Source organism: Streptomyces sp. NPDC041205 (assembly GCF_055591765.1).
Window position 1 is genome coordinate 384,664 of record NZ_JBVIZH010000001.1, and the last position, 17,190, is coordinate 401,853.

The window sequence follows — 17,190 nt, forward strand, 5'->3', positions numbered from 1 at the left end:
GGGGGCCTCGCCCTGTACAACTGCCGACGCCTACGGCGTGGTGAAGCCCGTCAGTTGTCGTCCTCGTCGATGAGGAAACCGCGCATCGGGGACGGAGCCTGCTGCATCGGCTGCTGGCCCTGCGGCCGCACCGGCGCCATCGGCTGCGTCATCGCGGGCGACATCTGCTGCTGCCCGCCGTAGGACGGGGCGCCCGGGGCCGGGTTGCCGCCCATGGACTGGTTGCCGCCGTAGGAAGGGGCACCCGCGCCGGCCGAGGCCATGGAGGGCGCCGGGGACGGCGGCAGGGAGGCGGTCGCCGGGGTCCGCGGCGGGGCCAGCGAGTCGTCGGCCTGGGTCTCCAGCTGACGCAGCTGCGACTCCAGGTAGGACTTCAGCCGCGTGCGGTACTCGCGCTCGAAGCCGCGCAGGTCCTCGACCTTGCGCTCAAGCGTGGCGCGGGCGGACTCCAGGGAGCCCATCGCGACGCGGTGCTTCTCCTGCGCGTCCCGCTCCAGGGCGTCGGCCTTGGCGCGGGCGTCCCGCTCCAGGCCCTCGGCGCGCGAACGGGCCTCGCCCACGATCTTGTTGGCCTCGGAACGGGCCTCCGCGATCGCCTGGTCGGCGGTCTGCTGCGCGAGCGAGAGCACACGGGCGGCGCTGTCGCCGCCGGGGCCCTGGCCGGGCTGCGGAAGCTGGGGGCCGTGACCGCCCATCGGGCCGCCCATGGGGCCACCCATCTGACCCTGCATCTGGCCCTGGCCCATCGGACCGGGACCCTGACCCATCGGGCCGGGACCCTGCGGACCGCCCTGCGGACCGTGGCCGCCGGGGCCGGGGGGAAGCTGCGGAGCGCCGCCCGGAAGCTGGGGCGGGCCGCCCATCGGGTGCTGCTGCTGCGGCGGCACCGGCTGCGGGCCAGATATTGCGGCGGGCACGGGGGCGCCGGGACCTCGTTGGTCCTGCGGCCCGTCGGGGCCACCGGGACCGCCGGGGCCCTTGCGCATGCCGCCCTGCTGCTGGTTCTGCGCGGCCGCGCGCGTGGCGGCGGCCAGCTTGGCTCGCAGATCCTCGTTCTCACGGAGCAAGCGGGTCAGTTCGGCTTCGACCTCATCGAGGAAGGCATCGACCTCGTCCTCGTCATAGCCTTCTCGGAGGCGGACGGTCGTGAACTGCTTGTTCCGCACGTCCTCGGGGGTCAGCGGCATCTCTTCACCTCAACGTAGTCGTCGGCATTCGGCAAGAACGTAGTTGACATCGCGCTCACAGCCGGCTCACGACGGAGATCAGGATGTAGACGATGATCATCAGCACGAAGAAGGACAGGTCGAGCGCCACGCCCCCGAGACGCAGCGGCGGAATGAACCGCCGCAGAAGCTTGAGCGGTGGATCGGTGACAGTGTAGGTGGCCTCCAGAACGACCACCATCGCCTTGCCGGGTTGCCATGAGCGGGCGAACTGGAAGACGTAGTCCATGACCAGCCGGAAGATCAGCACGATGAGGAAACACATCAGAGCGATGTAGATCACTTGCAAGACCACGCCCATGTTCGTGTTTCCCTCTCCCCTGTCCTCAGTCGAGTCCGTGCTGTGTCGATCCGATAACTGCCGTCTACTGCACTTGCGTCTCAGCTCTGGTTGAAGAACCCGCCCTCTGCGATGCGGGCCTTGTCCTCCGCCGTGACATCGACGTTAGCAGGCGACAACAGGAACACCTTCTGCGTCACTCGCTCGATACTGCCATGCAGGCCGAAGACCAGACCGGCGGCAAAGTCGACAAGTCGCTTCGCATCCGTGTCGTCCATCTCCGTCAAGTTCATGATCACCGGGGTGCCTTCGCGGAAGTGTTCCCCGATGGTACGGGCTTCGTTGTAGGTCCGGGGGTGAAGTGTGGTGATGCGGTAGGGCTCACGCTCGGACACGACCTTGGGCATGATCACCGGTGCGTTCTTCTCCAGGCTCTGGCGTTCAGGTGTGATGGATGCCACGGGGGCGATTCGCGCCGGACGTCCCGATTCAGCGGGAAGCGAAGCGGCGCGCGGCGCCGGTTCGCGGGGCGCGGGCGGCTGCACCACTCGTACCGATTCGTCCCGGTCCAAGTCCCGGTCCGCGAGGTGGGACTGGTGGGACTGGTGCGACGGCTCGTGCCGTCGGCGGTCGCGCTCGGGCTCCGGCTCGGGCTCGAAATCGTCGTCGGGGTCGAAGCCCCGACCGTCGTAACCGTCGTCCTCCACGAGGCCGAGGTAGACCGCCATCTTGCGCATCGCGCCGGCCATGCTCTGAGTCCTCCGCTCTGTGGTGGATCGAGAGGTCCGTCGTCATCAACTGCCCGCGATCCACGAGGTCTCCCGCCGAACTGCGGGAATGACCATATTTTCTGCTGTGGTCCGACTTCCTGGCGACGTTACCCGAGCCCGCGTCGGACTCCGAGTACCGCCGTACCGACGCGCACATGTGTCGCCCCGGCCGCCACGGCCTGTTCGAGGTCCGCACTCATCCCTGCCGACACCATGTTCGCAGCCGGATGGGCCACGCGCAGGGCAGTCGACAAATCCATCAGCCGCTCGAACGCCGCCTGTTGCCGTCCCGCGTATTCCCCGGTGAGCGGCGCGACGGTCATCAGACCGTCGAGTCGCAGTCCGGGGGCGTCGGCCACGGATGCGGCCAACTCCTCGATCCCGCCGGGACCCACGCCACCGCGGTCCCCCCGCCCGTCGGCCTCCGCGTCGAGGGCGACCTGGAGCAGGCAGCCGACCTCGCGCCCGGCGCGCACGGCTGCCGTGGACAGCGCCGTGACCAGCCTGGGCCGGTCCACCGACTGCACCACGTCCGCGTAACCGACCACGGAACGCACCTTGTTGGTCTGCAACTGGCCCACGAAGTGCCAGCTGAGCGGGAGGTCCGCGCAGGCCGCGGCCTTCGGCGCCGCGTCCTGGTCACGGTTCTCGGCGACATGGCGCACGCCGAGTTCCGAGAGAAACCGCACATCGCTCGCGGGGTAGGTCTTGGTGACCACGATCAGGGTCAGTTCCTCGCGCTTGCGGCCCGCCGCCGCGCAGGCCGCCTCGATGCGCTCTTCCACTTTCGCCAGATTTCCGGCGAGTTCCGCCTTACGGTCCGTCATGCCCCATCAGTCCAACCACACATAGCCAGCCAGCCGACCGGTCGTGCGGTCGCGGCGGTACGAGAAGTGATCGCCCGACTCCCGTGTGCACACCGGCGACTGCTCCCGGTCGCGCACGCCGAGCCGGTCGAGCTGCGCGTGCACTCCGGCGGTCACGTCGACCGCGGGTGTGCCCCAGCTCGTCTCGGCGTACGCCGCGGGTTCCACGGCGGCGACGTCGGCGCGCATGTCCGCGGGTACTTCGTAACAACGGCCGCAGACGGCGGGCCCGGTGCGGGCCACGATCCGGTCCGGGCGGGCGCCGAGGGCGACCATGGCCTCGACGGCCGCGGGCACCACCCCGGCGATCATTCCGGGCCTGCCCGCGTGCGCGGCCGCGGCGACTCCCGCGACCGGGTCGGCGAGCAGCACCGGGGTGCAGTCGGCGGTGAGGACGGCGAGGGCGACGCCGCGCCGGGCGGTGACGACCGCGTCGACCGCCGGGATCCCCTCGCGGTCCGCCCAGGGGCCGTCGACCACGGCGACGTCCCGTCCGTGCACCTGGTTCATCCAGACCACCTGCGCGGGGTCGATGCCGAGGTGCGCGGCGACGGCCTCGCGGTTGTGGCGTACGGCTTCGGGGTCGTCGCCGACCGCTCCGCCGAGGTTGAGCTCCTCGTACGGAACGGCGCTCACCCCGCCCCACCGGTCGGTGAAGGCGAAGTGGGCGCCGCTCACGGTGCTCGTTTCGGAGCGCTTGTCTATCACTTCAGGAAGTCCGGCACGTCCAGCTCTTCGGCCTGGCTGTCCTGGTGCAGACGGGTCGGGGGGACCTGCGGAGCAGTCGCCGACGCGGCCGGGGGCTCGCTCGCCTGGACCGGCTCGGGCTGCTCGGGCGCGGGCGCGTCGTCGCGCGGGGTGACGCTGCCGAGGCCGCCGAACGCCGGGGCCGGACGGGACGTTTCGGTCCCCCGGGTCGGGGGCGTCGGCTCCTCGCGCTTGGCGGACGCCGAGCCGAGGACGTTGTCCCGCTTGGACGGAGGCTGGCCGCCGTCGAAGCCGGCCGCGATGACGGTGACCCGGACCTCGTCGCCGAGCGCGTCGTCGATGACCGCGCCGAAGATGATGTTGGCCTCGGGGTGCGCGGCCTCGCTGACCAGTTGGGCCGCTTCGTTGATCTCGAAGAGGCCGAGGTCGGAGCCGCCGGAGATGGAGAGCAGGACGCCCCGGGCGCCGTCGATGGACGCCTCCAGGAGCGGCGAGGAGATCGCCATCTCGGCCGCGGCCACCGCGCGGTCGTCGCCGCGGGCCGAGCCGATGCCCATGAGCGCCGAACCCGCCTCGGACATGACCGACTTGACGTCGGCGAAGTCGAGGTTGATCAGGCCGGGCGTGGTGATGAGGTCGGTGATGCCCTGCACACCGGAGAGGAGCACCTGGTCGGCCGACTTGAAGGCGTCGAGCACGCTGACCTGGCGGTCCGAGATGGACAGGAGCCGGTCGTTGGGGATGACGATGAGGGTGTCGACCTCTTCGCGGAGCTCGGCGATGCCGTCCTCCGCCTGGTTCGCGCGGCGGCGGCCCTCGAAGGTGAACGGCCGGGTGACCACACCGATCGTCAGGGCGCCGAGCGAGCGCGCGATGTTGGCGACCACGGGCGCGCCGCCCGTGCCGGTGCCGCCGCCCTCACCGGCCGTCACGAAGACCATGTCGGCCCCCTTGAGGACCTCCTCGATCTCCTCGCGGTGATCCTCGGCGGCCTTGCGGCCGACGGCCGGGTTGGCTCCGGCGCCGAGTCCGCGGGTGAGTTCCCGGCCGACGTCGAGCTTGACGTCGGCGTCGCTCATCAACAGGGCTTGCGCGTCGGTGTTGATGGCGATGAACTCGACGCCCTTGAGACCGACCTCGATCATCCGGTTGATGGCATTGACACCACCGCCGCCGACACCGATGACTTTGATGACTGCGAGGTAGTTCTGCGGTGCTGCCACGTCGAAGGCCTCTCGCCTCGAGTTACGTGTCGCCGTCTCGCACTGCCGCGATACGACGACTGATGCCGAATGGGACGGTCCGAACGCCGACCCGAACCCTAACGCTGAAGTTTAGGGTTACCAGTGTGTCTGTTCCCTGGACTCTTCCGAACAGGACACTAAGTCGACAAGTGGCGCACGTTCAACGAACACGCCGAACCTCCCGTTTTTCTTTTCACCCTATGTGATCAGGCTTAAGCCTGCCCATCCAGGGTGCTGGCCTGCGCTGATGTACGTCAACTCGCCGATGACGCAGGGGCGGTGGGGACGCTCACATCGAAGTGCCGTGCCTTCGGAACTGCTTTCATGAGCCCGGCCAGCGCCTCGGCCTTTGCGCGCCCCTTCTCGCCGCTCCCCCACATGACCGTGCGGTCGTCACGCAGCCGCAGCGAGATGGAGTCGTACGAACGGACCTTGACGGTCCGGGTGTCCGCCGCGACCGCGCCGGGCAGGGCGGCGACCACGCGGACGGCCTCGCGGCGCAGCCGTGCGGCGTCGAAGCGGCGCAGGCTCGCGGCGGCGCCGCCGGAGGGGTCCGTGGCCATTTCGAGGAGGGGGGTGCCCTTCGGCGCCTTCTCGACGGTGGCGAAACGAACACCCTTCGCGTCCACTTCGACGAACTTTCCGTCCTTTTCGATGAGCAGAACCGGCGTGCGCTCCGTCACTTTCAGTGCGATTCCATGGGGCCAGGAGCGGACGACATCAACCGAGTCAATTCGGGGCAATTTTCTCCGAAGCCGCTCTTCGATGGCTCCGGAATCGACCGAAATCAGTGGTTCCCCGACCGGTACGCCCGCGACCTCGCGCACCTGGTGCGGCTTGAGGACCATCGTCCCGGACGTCGTCACCCGCTCCACCCGCAGCCACGGCGAGCCGTAGAACACCCAGGCGCCGCCCCCGGCGAGCACGGCGAGGGCGAGCGCGAGGACGATCAGGAGCCGCACCCGCGGTGCCCGCAGGGCCCGCGGCAGCCGCGGTCGGCGGGGGCGCGGGCGGGACGGGCGGGACGGCCCAGACCCAGCCCTCCGCCGTTCGGCGGTCGTCGGTCCGGCCCGTCCGGCCACAGTCCCCTGCCTTCTCTCACGCGTTGCGGCGTGACGCAATCGCCTCGTACACCATGTTGACGAGGAGGTCGTCGGCGTCCCTGCGGCCGAACTCCGAGGCGGCACGGGACATCTCGTACAGCCGGTGCGGGTCGGCGAGCACGGGCAGGACATTGCCCTGGACCCACTCGGGGGTGAGCTCCGCGTCGTCGACCAGCAGGCCGCCGCCCGCCTTGACCACCGGCTGGGCGTTGAGCCGCTGTTCGCCGTTGCCGATGGGCAGCGGGACGTAGGCGGCCGGCAGCCCGACGGCGGACAACTCGGCGACGGTCATCGCGCCCGCGCGGCAGAGCATCATGTCGGCCGCGGCGTACGCGAGGTCCATCCGGTCCACGTACGGTACCGGGATGTAGGGGGGCATCCCGGGCATGTTCTCCACGTACGGCATTTCGTTCTTCGGGCCGACCGCGTGCAGGATCTGGATGCCCGCGCGCTGGAGCACCGGGGCGACCTGCTGGACGACCTCGTTCAGGCGCCGGGCGCCCTGGGAGCCGCCGGAGACGAGCAGCGTGGGCAGGTTCGGGTCGAGGTTGAAGGCCGCGCGGGCCTCCGGGCGGACCCGGGCCCGGTCGAGCAGCGCGATGGTGCGGCGCAGCGGGATGCCGATGTAGCGCGAGCCACGCAGCTTGCTGTCGGGCGTGGAGACCGCGACCCCGGAGGCGTACCGCGAGCCGATCTTGTTGGCGAGCCCGGGGCGCGCGTTGGCCTCGTGCACCACGATCGGCACACCCGCGCGCTTGGCCGCCAGATAGCCGGGCAGCGCCACATAGCCGCCGAAGCCGACCACGCAGTCGGCCTTGGTGCGCTCCAGGATCTGCTCGGCCGCCTTGATGGTGCCGCGCAGCCGCCCGGGCACGGTGATCAGCTCGGGGGTGGGCTTGCGCGGCAGCGGCACGGCGGGGATGAGGGCGAGTTCATAGCCCCGCTCGGGTACGAGTCGGGTCTCGAGGCCGCGCTCCGTGCCCAGGGCCGTGATCCCCACGGTCGGGTCCTGCCTGCGCAGGGCGTCCGCGAGGGCGAGCGCAGGCTCGATGTGGCCGGCGGTCCCCCCACCGGCGAGTACGACATGCACCGAAATTCACCGCTCTCCGGACGAACGCGCCTTGACGCGCCGTCGCATCGTGTTCCATCTCACCCGAGGCTGCCGCATGGCCAGGGCCGCCTTCGCCGCCGGGTCCTCACGCGCGAAGGCGATGAGAAGCCCGATGGCGAACATGGTCGGCAGCAGGGCTGAACCTCCGTAGGAGAACAGCGGGAGCGGAACACCGGCGATCGGCAGCAGACCGAGCACCGCACCGACGTTGATCACGGCCTGGGCCGTGATCCAGGTGGTCACGCCTCCCGCTGCGTACCTCACGAAGGGGTCCTCCGTGCGTCCGGCCACGCGGATACCCGCATAGCCTAGAGCCGCGAACAGGGCGAGCACCGACAGCGTCCCCGCCAGGCCGAGTTCCTCCCCGGTGATGGCGAAGATGAAGTCGGTGTGCGGTTCGGGCAGTTGACCCCATTTTTCCACACTCGCGCCGAGGCCGGAACCGAAGAATCCGCCAGAGGCCAGGGCGTAGATGCCGTGCACGGCCTGCCAGCACTGGTCGCCGGGTCCGGGGTCGGTCGCGCCGATGCAGGCGAGCCTGGCCATCCGGTTCGGGCTGGTCTTGATGAGGATCACACCGAGGACGGCCGCGATGCTCAGGACGCCCGCGAACAGCCGCGTCGGGGCGCCCGCCAGCCACAACAGGCCGAACAGGATCGCGGTGAGGATGATGGCCGTGCCCATGTCGCCGCCCAGCATGATCAGGCCGAGCAGCATGAAGGTGACCGGAACCAGCGGCACCAGCATGTGCTTCCACTGGGTGAGAAGCCGCTTGTCCTGTTTGCGCGCCAGCAGGTCCGCTCCCCACAGCACCAGCGCGAGCTTGCCGAACTCGCTGGGCTGGAGCTGGAAAGGGCCCCCCAAATAGATCCAGTTCTGATTGCCGTTGACGCTGCGCCCTATCCCGGGAATCTGGACGAGGACCATCAGGAAGACGGAGGCGGCCAGCATCGGGTAGGACAGCGCCCGGTGCAGCTTGACCGGCATCCGCATGGCGATGAGCAGCAAGGCGGACCCGAGGACCGCGGCGACGAACTGCTTGCGGAAGAAGTAGGAGGCGGGCAGGTTCAGCTGCAACGCCTGGATCATCGACGCCGAGTAGACCATCACGAGGCCGAGCGCCGTGAGCAGCAGGCTGCTGCCGAGGATCAGGTAGTACGCGGTCAGCGGCCGGTCCCAGGCCTTGCGGGCCCGGTCGTAGAGCCGCCGCGGCGAGCTCTCACGGACCACCGGGGTGGCCCGCGGCCGCGCCGGTCGCTTCGGGGTGCGCGGGGTGCGCACGGAGGCGCGCCCGGCCATCAGCGGCACCCCGCGCCCGCGCGCACGCATCCCCCGCCGGCGCGCGGCCGTCCACGAAACCCCCGCCACGACGGCGTTCCCACGGCTGCCACGTGCCCTCCTTCGGGTGCCGGGCGCCCCCGGACCACGCTGGGCCCGCCGTCAGGCGCTCGCGCCGAGTTCGCGGACCGCTGCCGCGAACGCGTCACCACGCTTGTTGTAGTTGGTGAACATGTCCATCGACGCACAGGCCGGCGCCATCAGGACGGTGTCCCCCGGCCGCGCGAGCCGCGCGGCCTGCCGTACGGCCTCGGACATCGCCCCAGTGTCCGTCCGGTCGAGGTCCACGACGGGTACTTCGGGCGCGTGTCGCGCGAGCGCTTCGCGGATCAGCGCGCGGTCGGCGCCGATCAGGACGACCCCCCGCAGCCGCCCCGCGGCGCCCGCGACCAGCTCGTCGAAGGTGGCGCCCTTGGCGAGCCCGCCGGCGATCCACACGATCGGCTCGTACGCCGCCAACGACGCCTGCGCGGCGTGGGTGTTGGTGGCCTTGGAGTCGTCGATGTAGGCGACGCCCTCGACGTCGGCCACGTGCTCGATGCGGTGTGCGTCGGGCCGGAAGGCGCGCAGCCCCTCGCGCACCGCCGCCGCCTCCACGCCGAACGCGCGCGCGAGGCCCGCGGCGGCGAGGGCGTTGGCGATGTTGTGCGGGGCGGGCGGCCGCACGTCGGAGATCTCGGCGAGCTCCTGGGCCTGCTTCTGGCGGTCCGGCACGAAGGCACGGTCGACCAGGATGCCGTCCACGACGCCCAGTTGCGAGGGGGCGGGCGCGGTCAGCGTGAAACCGATGGCGCGGCAGCCCTCTTCGACGTCGGCCTCGCGGACCAGGTCCTCGGTGGCCTTGTCGGCGACGTTGTAGACGCACGCCACCTGGTTGCCCTCGTAGACGCGGCCCTTGTCGGCGGCGTACGCCTCCATGGAGCCGTGCCAGTCGAGGTGGTCGGGGGCCAGGTTCAGGACGGCCGCCGAGTGGGCGCGCAGGGAGGGCGCCCAGTGCAGCTGGTAGGAGGACAGCTCGACGGCGAGCACGTCGTAGGCGTCGTCTCCCTCCCGTCGCCCACCACCGCCCTCGATCGAACGCGCTTCGCGCGCCGCCCTGTCTTCCAGGACCACGTCCACGATGGGCGTGCCGATGTTGCCGACGGCCGCCGTGCGCAGCCCGGCGGCGGCCAGGATCGACGCGAGCATCTGCGTGGTGGTGGTCTTGCCGTTGGTGCCGGTGATCGCGAGCCAGGGCGCGGCGTCCGGGCCGCGCAGGCGCCAGGCGATCTCGACGTCGCCGACGACGTCGACGCCCGCCTCCGCGGCGGCCTGGAACAGCGGCGAGGAGGGCTTCCAGCCGGGCGAGGTGACGACGAGGTCGGTGCCCTCGGGGAGCGTCTCGGCGTCCCCGAGGCGTACGGCGATCCCGGCGGCCGCGAGCTCGGCGGCCCGCGCCCGGTGGGTCTCGCCGTCGCCGCCGTCCACGACGGTCACCGCCGCGCCGAGGCCCGCGAGCGCGCGGGCGGCGCTGAGGCCGCTCACGCCGAGCCCGGCGACGGTGACGTTCCTGCCCTGCCAGCTGGTCACTTGGTGGCCGCCCACCCTGCGTAGAAGAGTCCGAGTCCGACGATCACGCACATGCCCTGGATGATCCAGAAGCGGACCACGACAAGGACTTCCGACCACCCCTTCAGTTCGAAGTGGTGCTGGAGTGGCGCCATGCGGAAGACGCGTTTGCCGGTGAGGCGGAAGGAGCCGACCTGGATGACCACGGACATGGTGATCAGGACGAAGAGGCCGCCGAGGAGCGCGAGCAGCAGCTCCGTGCGGGAGCAGATCGCGAGTCCGGCGAGCGCGCCGCCGAGGGCCAGCGAGCCGGTGTCACCCATGAAGATCTTCGCGGGCGAGGTGTTCCACCACAGGAAGCCGAAGCAGGCGCCCATCAGCGCGGAGGCCACGACCGCGAGGTCGAGTGGGTCTCTGACCTCGAAACACGCCTCCGGGTTGGTGAGGGTGTTCGCGTTGGCGCAGGACTCCTGGTACTGCCAGACGCCGATGAAGGTGTAGGCGCCGAAGACCATCACGGAGGCGCCGGTGGCGAGACCGTCGAGGCCGTCGGTGAGGTTCACGCCGTTCGACATCGCGAGGATCATGAACAGCGCCCAGACCACGAACAGGACCGGGCCGATCGACCAGCCGAAGTCCGTGACGAACGACAGCTTGGTGGAGGCCGGGGTCTGGTTTCGGTTGTCGGGCCAGTTCAGCGCGAGCACGGCGAAGCCGATGCCGACGATCAGCTGGCCCGCCATCTTGGCCTTGGCCCGCAGACCGAGCGAGCGCTGCTTGACGATCTTGATGTAGTCGTCGAGGAAGCCGACCAGGCCCATGCCCGCCATCAGGAAGAGCACCAGCAGACCGGAGAGCGTGAACTCCCCGCCGGTGATGAACTTCGTGAGGAAGTACGCGATGAGCGTGGCCAGGATGAAGGCGATGCCGCCCATCGTCGGCGTACCGCGCTTGCTGTGGTGCTCGCGCGGGCCGTCGTCCCGGATGAACTGGCCATAGCCCTTGCGGGCCAGGAGCTTGATCAGCAGGGGCGTACCGACCAGGGTCAGGAAGAGCCCGATCACACCCGCGAAGAGGATCTGCCTCATCGGCCGGCGACCTGCCCCTCCGGAGAGGCGGCGGCGTCATCGAGCAGCGCCAGCGCGACCCGCTCGAGACCGACCGATCTGGACGCCTTCACCAGCACGACGTCTCCTGGGCGCAGCTCGCTGCGCAGCAGGTCGATCGCCGCCTGTGCGTCGGACACGTGCACCGACTCCTCACCCCACGAACCCTCGTTGTATGCGCCCAGTTGGAGCCAGGACGCTTCCCTGCCCCCGACTGCCACGAGCTTGTTCACGTTCAGCCGGACGGCAAGGCGCCCGACCGCGTCGTGCTCGGCGAGCCCGTCGTCACCGAGCTCGGCCATGTGACCGAGCACCGCCCACGTGCGTCCACCCTCGGCCTGTGCGGCTCTGCCCATGGCCGCGAGCGCGCGCAGAGCGGCTCGCATGGACTCGGGGTTCGCGTTGTAGGCGTCGTTGACGACCGTCACGCCGTCCTGGCGCTCGGTGACCTCCATCCGCCAGCGGGACAGCGTGCCCGCCTCGGAGAGCGCGAGGGCGATCTCGTCCACGGACATGCCCAGCTCATGGGCGACGGCGGCCGCGGCGAGCGCGTTCGACACGTGGTGCTCACCGTACAGGCGCAGCCGCACGTCGCTGCACCCGGTGGGTGTGGTGAGCGTGAAGGCGGGCTGTCCGTTCTCGGTGAGCCGGACATTCTCGGCGCGTACGTCGGCGTCGGCGGCCTCTCCGAAGAGCAGCACCCGGGCCTTCGTACGGGAGGCCATCGCGCGTACGAGGGGGTCGTCGGCGTTGAGGATCGCGGCGCCGTCGGCCGGGAGCGCCTCGACCAGCTCGCCCTTTGCTTGCGCGATCTGCTCGCGGCCGCCGAACTCGCCGATGTGGGCGGTGCCGACGTTCAGGACGAGGCCGATCTTCGGCGGCGTCAGCTCGGTCAGGTACCGGATGTGGCCGATGCCGCGGGCGCCCATCTCCAGGACGAGGAACTTCGTCTCGTCGGTGGCGCTCAGCGCGGTCAGCGGCAGGCCGATCTCGTTGTTGAGCGAGCCCGGCGTCCACACGGTGGGCGCCTTGCGGCCGATGACCTGGGCGACCAGGTCCTTGGTGCTGGTCTTGCCCGCGGAGCCGGTGAGGGCGACGAGGGTCGCGCCGAGCCGGGCGACGACGTGCCGGGCGAGGGCGCCGAGCGCCCGCGGCACATCGTCGACGACGATCGCGGGCACCCCGCACGGCCGTGAGCCGAGCACGGCGACCGCGCCCGCCCCGACGACCTGGGCGGCGTAGTCGTGCCCGTCGACGCGCTCGCCCACGAAGGCGGCGAACAGGCCGCCGGGCTCCACCTCACGGGAGTCCCTGACGACCGGCGCGGTCACCTGGACCTGCGGATCCGGTATGTCGTACGTCTGCCCGCCGACGACGGTGGCGATCTCGGCGAGGGAGAGGGCGATCACAACTTCATCCCTGGGTTTGCTCGATAGCTTCGCGAAGCACCAGGCGGTCGTCGAAGGGACGGACCACCCCGGCGATGTCCTGGCCCTGTTCATGTCCCTTGCCCGCGACCAGGACGGTGTCCCCGGGCTCGGCGCGGGCGACGGCCGCGCGGATGGCGGCGGCGCGGTCCTCGAAGACGGCGACGTCACCGCGCTCGTGGGCGGGCACCTCGGCGGCGCCCGCGAGCATCGTCGCGAGGATGGCGAGGGGGTCCTCGCCGCGGGGGTTGTCGGACGTCAGTACGGCGGAGTCGGCGAGCCGGGCCGCGGCCGCGCCCATCGGCCTGCGCTTGGTCTGGTCGCGGTCGCCGCCGCAGCCGAGCACGATGTGCAGCTTGCCCTCGGTGACCTTGCGCAGCGCGCGCAGGACCGATTCGACGGCGTCCGTCTTGTGGGCGTAGTCCACGACGGCGAGGTAGGGCTGGCCGGCGTCGACGCGCTCCAGGCGGCCGGGGACGCCCGGCACGGCCGCGACGCCGTCGGCGGCCTGCTGCGGGTCGATCCCGGCGACGGCGAGCGACACGATCGCGGCGAGGGTGTTGGCGACGTTGAAGGGCCCGGCGAGCGGCGAGCGGGCGGCGATCCGCTCGCCCTTGGGGCCGACGGCGGTGAACGTGGAGTCCAGCGGCCCGACTTCGACGTCCTCGGCACGCCAGTCGGCGTCCGGGTGGCCCTCGGCGGAGAAGCTGGTGACGGGGACCTCGGACTCGGTGAGGAGGCGGCGTCCGTACTCGTCGTCGAGGTTGACCACGCCGAGCCGGGCGCGCCGCTTGGTGAACAGCTGCGCCTTGGCCCGGAAGTAGTCCTCCATGTCGGAGTGGAACTCCATGTGCTCCGGGCTGAGGTTGTTGAAGACGGCGACGTCGAAGACGCAGCCGTCGACCCGGCCGAGCACGAGCGCGTGGCTGGACACCTCCATCGCGACCGCCTCGACGCCGCGCTCGCGCATCACCGCGAACAGCGCCTGCAGGTCGGTGGCTTCGGGCGTGGTCCGCTCGGACTTGATGCGCTCCTCGCCGATGCGCGTCTCGACGGTGCCGATGAGCCCGGTGGCGCGGACTGCCTTCAGACCGCCCTCGATGAGGTACGCCGTGGTGGTCTTGCCGGACGTGCCGGTGATGCCGATCTGCAGCAGGTCGCGGCCCGGATGGCCGTACACCGTCGCGGCCAGCTCGCCCATGGCGCCGCGCGGGTCGGCGACGACGAGCACCGGGAGCCCCGTGGTGGCGGCGCGGTCGGCGCCGGTCGGGTCGGTGAGGATCGCGGCGGCGCCGAGGTCGGCGGCCTGGGCGACGAAGTCGGCGCCGTGCATGCGGGCGCCGGGCAGGGCCGCGTAGATGTCGCCGGGGCGCACCGCGCGCGAGTCGTGGGTGATCCCGGTGATGGCGGCGTCCGTGCCCGGGGCCGCGGCCCCCAGCTGATCGGCGAGCTCCGCGAGGGGGGTGGCGGAGACCTGGGTCGGCCTCGGCGGTCCCGGGTAGGTCACGGGAGCGTCCTTCTGGGTGGTTTGGGACTGATCAGCGTGTGGCACGGCGGTGAGCGTACCGGGCACACCCCCGTTGGGGCCAAAAGGCAGGGGGCCACGCGCGGTGCGGCCGGGCGGGTGCAACGGCGGCCCGGGGGTGGCGGCACGGTGTGTCGCGGGCCGGTTCCCCGGGTCCGGGGTGATGGTCGTCACGGGCTGTTCCTGTCCGGCTGTGCGCTCCAGGGCGTGGTCGATGGGTCGGCGCGGCGTCGCGTCGGCCCACCGGACACGTCCTAGCCGCCGTTCGCGGGTCGGCCGGGGGTCTCCGGCCTGCCGGGGTCGTAGGTCACCGGGAGCGGCGCGGGGGCCTTGCCGGTGGGCGGGGCCTGGAGCGTCTTGAGGGCGAACTGCATGACCTTCTTGTAGATGGGGCCGCAGATCTGGCCGCCGAAGTAGCTGCCCTTCGTGGCGTTCTGGATGACGCAGTAGACGGTGACGCGCGGCTTGTCGGCGGGCGCGAAGCCCGCGAAGGACGAGGTGTAGCCGCGGTAGCGGCCGGTCTGCGGGTCGACCCGGTTGGCCGTGCCGGTCTTGCCGGCGACGCGGTAGCCGGGGATGCGGGCCTTGGTTCCGGTGCCTTCCTCGTCGTCGACGACGGACTCCAGCATCCGCGCGACGGTCCGCGCGGTCTTCTCGCTGACCACGCGGGTCTTCTTCGGCGCGGGCGCGGGCGTGAAGCGGCCGTCGGGCCCCTTGGTGCCGCGCACCAGCGTCGGCTCGACGCGGACGCCGCCGTTGGCGATGGTCGAGTACACGGACGCGGCCTGCATGGCGTTGATGGAGACGCCCTGGCCAAAGGGGATCGTGAACTGCTGCGAGGTCGACCACTTGTCGGGCGGCGCGAGGATGCCGGAGGTCTCGCCGGGGAAGCCGAGCCCGGTCTCCTTGCCGATGCCGAACTTCCGCAGGTACGCGTAGAGGGTCCGGTTGACCTCCCGCTGCGTCTTGCCGAGTTCGCCGGTGGCGAGGATGGTGCCGATGTTGCTGGACTTGGCGAGCACGCCGTTGAGCGTGAGGTACCAGGTCGGGTGGTCGATGTCGTCCTGGAAGAGCCGGTCGCCGCGGTGCAGGCGGTTGGGCACGGTCACGCGGGTGCCGGGGGTGGCGGCGTTCTCCTCAAGGACGGCGGCCATCGACATGACCTTGGCGGTGGAGCCGGGTTCGTAGGCGTCCTGGAGCGCGGCGTTGCCGAGGCTGGCGCCGCGGGCCTGGGCCAGGTTGTTGGGGTCGAAGCCGGGCGCGTTGGCCATGGCGAGGACCTCGCCGGTGCGGGTGTCCTGCACCAGTACGTAGCCGCGGTCGGCCTTGGACTTGCGCACCTGCTCGGTGATGGCGTCCTGGGCGGCCCACTGGATGTCGCGGTCTATGGTCAGCTCGACGTCCGAGCCGGGCACGGCGGGCTTCTCGGTGCTGCCCGCGGTGGGCACCTGGCGGCCGCCGGACTGGGCGTAGCGGATCTCGCCCTGCTTGCCCGCGAGTTCCTTGTCGAGCTGCTGCTCGACGCCGCCGCCGCCCTTGCCGTCGGCGTTGACCCAGCCCAGTATCCCGGCGGCCAGGCCGTCGTTGGGGTACACGCGCTTGCTGGTGGGCACGGCGAAGACGCCCGCGAGGACGTTGACCGCCTTGGGGTCGGCGCTCGCCTTGTCGGCGAGCGCGGAGCGCAGGTCCTTGATCTGCTTCCAGACCTGCGGGGCCTCACGGCGCGCCAGGAGCGTGAAGCGGGTCTTGGGGGTCCGGAGTTTCTTGGCGAGTTCACCGGCGTCCGCGTCGAGGATCGGCGCGAGCAGCCCGGCGGCCTGCTCGGGCGCGTCGCCGGTCTTCGTCTCCTTCGGCGTGAAGAGGGTGGGGTCGGCGGTGATGTCGTACGCGTCCACGCTGGTGGCGAGTTCGACGCCGCCGCGGTCGGTGATGGCCCCGCGCTCGGCGGCGAGCTTGTGGGTGGAGTACCGGTTCTTCTCCGCCTTCGCGGCGTAGGTGTCGGCGTCCACGGCCTGCACCTGGAAAAGCCGCACCACGAACGCCAGCATCACCAGGGTCAGGCCGAGGCTGACCATGCGCAGGCGCGGCCGCGGGCTGCCCAGGCGGATGGTCTTGGCCTGGGGCGCCTTGGGCGGCCTCGATCCGGACGGGCGGGGGCGACGGGCGGGCGGGCGCGCTCCTGGCCCGGGCCCGCTGCGGCCGCCGGGGCGGGCGGGCCGCGCCGGGCCGGGGACCCGGCGGCGTGGGGGTGGCGGTTGGCGGTCCGTCACTTACGTCACCTGCCGGGGGTCGTGGGGGCGGGCCTCGCGGGAGCGGCCGGGGATGGGGGCGGTGCGGAGGACAGGGGTGCCGGGGGTGCCGGGGGTGCGGCGGCGGGGGCCGAGGGCTGCGGGCCGGGGGCGGGCGGGGAGGTGGCCGCGGCGGGCCCCGGCGCGGGGGCGGACGGGGACGGGACGGCCGGGAGGTGCGAGGGGCCGGGGACCGGGACGGGGCGGCGGGCCGCGGACTCGCGCAGGGCGGAGGCGCCGGGGGCGACGCCGGGCTTGCCCCGGACGGTGCCGTCGGGGCTGAGGAAGGCCGGGTCGCCGCCGGGGACCATGCCGAGCTCGCGGGCGCGGCGCTGGAGGGCGTCCGGGGCGGCGTACTCGTCGACGTCCTTCTGGAGCTCCTGCTCCTCGTCGGTGAGCTCCTGCGTCTCCTTCTTCAGCTTGGTCAGCTGGAACGAGCCCTCGTTGAGCGAGGAGTTGAGGATCAGGAGCGTGATGAGGCCGCCGCCGAGGAGCAGCACGACCAGGAGCACGAAGGGCGTGCGCGCGGCCTGGCTCGGGCCCGCGGGCAGCAGCCGGGCGAGCCGCGCGGCCCTCCCCCGCAGCTCGGGCTTCTTGCTCATACGGCCTCCTCGCGGACGCGGCTCACGGGGCCTCTTCGGTGGGGCCGC

Annotated in this window: 15 protein-coding genes; all 15 read right to left on the bottom strand. The window is 71.6% G+C overall.

Going from position 1 to position 17,190, the window contains the following annotated elements; genetic code table 11:
• Positions 1 to 50: 50 nt before the first annotated feature.
• The 15 genes from ACZ6BG_RS01740 to ftsL all read right to left on the bottom strand — a co-directional run bounded on the left by ACZ6BG_RS01740 (position 51) and on the right by ftsL (position 17,142).
• A complete protein-coding gene (locus ACZ6BG_RS01740) occupies positions 51 to 1,187 on the bottom strand; it encodes a DivIVA domain-containing protein (RefSeq protein ID WP_468449033.1) in 1,137 nt (378 codons plus the stop codon).
• A gap of 55 nt (positions 1,188 to 1,242) precedes the next feature.
• Positions 1,243 to 1,527 carry a YggT family protein gene (locus ACZ6BG_RS01745; protein ID WP_030361669.1) on the bottom strand — a complete coding sequence of 95 codons (285 nt, stop codon included), beginning with the start codon at positions 1,525 to 1,527 and terminating at the stop codon, positions 1,243 to 1,245.
• Between the two features lie 80 nt (positions 1,528 to 1,607).
• The gene (locus ACZ6BG_RS01750) at positions 1,608 to 2,255 is read right to left on the bottom strand and encodes a cell division protein SepF (RefSeq protein ID WP_030361670.1); all 648 of its coding nucleotides are present in this window, start codon (positions 2,253 to 2,255) and stop codon (positions 1,608 to 1,610) included.
• 128 nt (positions 2,256 to 2,383) lie between these two features.
• The gene (locus ACZ6BG_RS01755) at positions 2,384 to 3,103 is read right to left on the bottom strand and encodes a YggS family pyridoxal phosphate-dependent enzyme (RefSeq protein ID WP_468995396.1); all 720 of its coding nucleotides are present in this window, start codon (positions 3,101 to 3,103) and stop codon (positions 2,384 to 2,386) included.
• Positions 3,104 to 3,109: 6 nt separating this feature from the next.
• A complete protein-coding gene (gene pgeF / locus ACZ6BG_RS01760; RefSeq protein WP_468995402.1) occupies positions 3,110 to 3,820 on the bottom strand; it encodes a peptidoglycan editing factor PgeF in 711 nt (236 codons plus the stop codon).
• A gap of 26 nt (positions 3,821 to 3,846) precedes the next feature.
• Positions 3,847 to 5,073: a cell division protein FtsZ gene (gene ftsZ / locus ACZ6BG_RS01765; RefSeq protein ID WP_468995405.1), complete on the bottom strand. Its 1,227-nt coding sequence runs from the start codon at positions 5,071 to 5,073 to the stop codon at positions 3,847 to 3,849.
• A 275-nt stretch (positions 5,074 to 5,348) separates the two neighbouring features.
• Positions 5,349 to 6,176, bottom strand: coding sequence for a cell division protein FtsQ/DivIB (locus ACZ6BG_RS01770; protein WP_468995408.1), 828 nt, complete (start codon positions 6,174 to 6,176; stop codon positions 5,349 to 5,351).
• A 16-nt stretch (positions 6,177 to 6,192) separates the two neighbouring features.
• Positions 6,193 to 7,287 (bottom strand): undecaprenyldiphospho-muramoylpentapeptide beta-N-acetylglucosaminyltransferase, encoded by a 1,095-nt coding sequence (gene murG, locus ACZ6BG_RS01775; protein WP_030361675.1) that lies wholly within the window; start codon positions 7,285 to 7,287, stop codon positions 6,193 to 6,195.
• Positions 7,288 to 7,293: 6 nt separating this feature from the next.
• The gene (gene ftsW / locus ACZ6BG_RS01780; protein ID WP_468449045.1) at positions 7,294 to 8,607 is read right to left on the bottom strand and encodes a putative lipid II flippase FtsW; all 1,314 of its coding nucleotides are present in this window, start codon (positions 8,605 to 8,607) and stop codon (positions 7,294 to 7,296) included.
• A 141-nt stretch (positions 8,608 to 8,748) separates the two neighbouring features.
• On the bottom strand, positions 8,749 to 10,215 hold the full coding sequence (gene murD / locus ACZ6BG_RS01785) for a UDP-N-acetylmuramoyl-L-alanine--D-glutamate ligase (RefSeq protein ID WP_468995412.1): 1,467 nt from the start codon (positions 10,213 to 10,215) through the stop codon (positions 8,749 to 8,751).
• A complete protein-coding gene (mraY, locus tag ACZ6BG_RS01790; RefSeq protein WP_016643657.1) occupies positions 10,212 to 11,282 on the bottom strand; it encodes a phospho-N-acetylmuramoyl-pentapeptide-transferase in 1,071 nt (356 codons plus the stop codon). Before mraY ends, murD begins: the two co-directional genes overlap by 4 nt.
• Positions 11,279 to 12,709: a UDP-N-acetylmuramoyl-tripeptide--D-alanyl-D-alanine ligase gene (locus ACZ6BG_RS01795; protein ID WP_468995416.1), complete on the bottom strand. Its 1,431-nt coding sequence runs from the start codon at positions 12,707 to 12,709 to the stop codon at positions 11,279 to 11,281. Before ACZ6BG_RS01795 ends, mraY begins: the two co-directional genes overlap by 4 nt.
• Positions 12,710 to 12,713: 4 nt before the next feature.
• Positions 12,714 to 14,426 (bottom strand): UDP-N-acetylmuramoyl-L-alanyl-D-glutamate--2,6-diaminopimelate ligase, encoded by a 1,713-nt coding sequence (locus ACZ6BG_RS01800; protein WP_468995420.1) that lies wholly within the window; start codon positions 14,424 to 14,426, stop codon positions 12,714 to 12,716.
• Positions 14,427 to 14,506: 80 nt separating this feature from the next.
• Positions 14,507 to 16,522, bottom strand: coding sequence for a peptidoglycan D,D-transpeptidase FtsI family protein (locus ACZ6BG_RS01805; RefSeq protein WP_468995423.1), 2,016 nt, complete (start codon positions 16,520 to 16,522; stop codon positions 14,507 to 14,509).
• 5 nt (positions 16,523 to 16,527) lie between these two features.
• Positions 16,528 to 17,142 (bottom strand): cell division protein FtsL, encoded by a 615-nt coding sequence (gene ftsL, locus ACZ6BG_RS01810; protein ID WP_468995427.1) that lies wholly within the window; start codon positions 17,140 to 17,142, stop codon positions 16,528 to 16,530.
• Between the last annotated feature and the right edge of the window lie 48 nt (positions 17,143 to 17,190).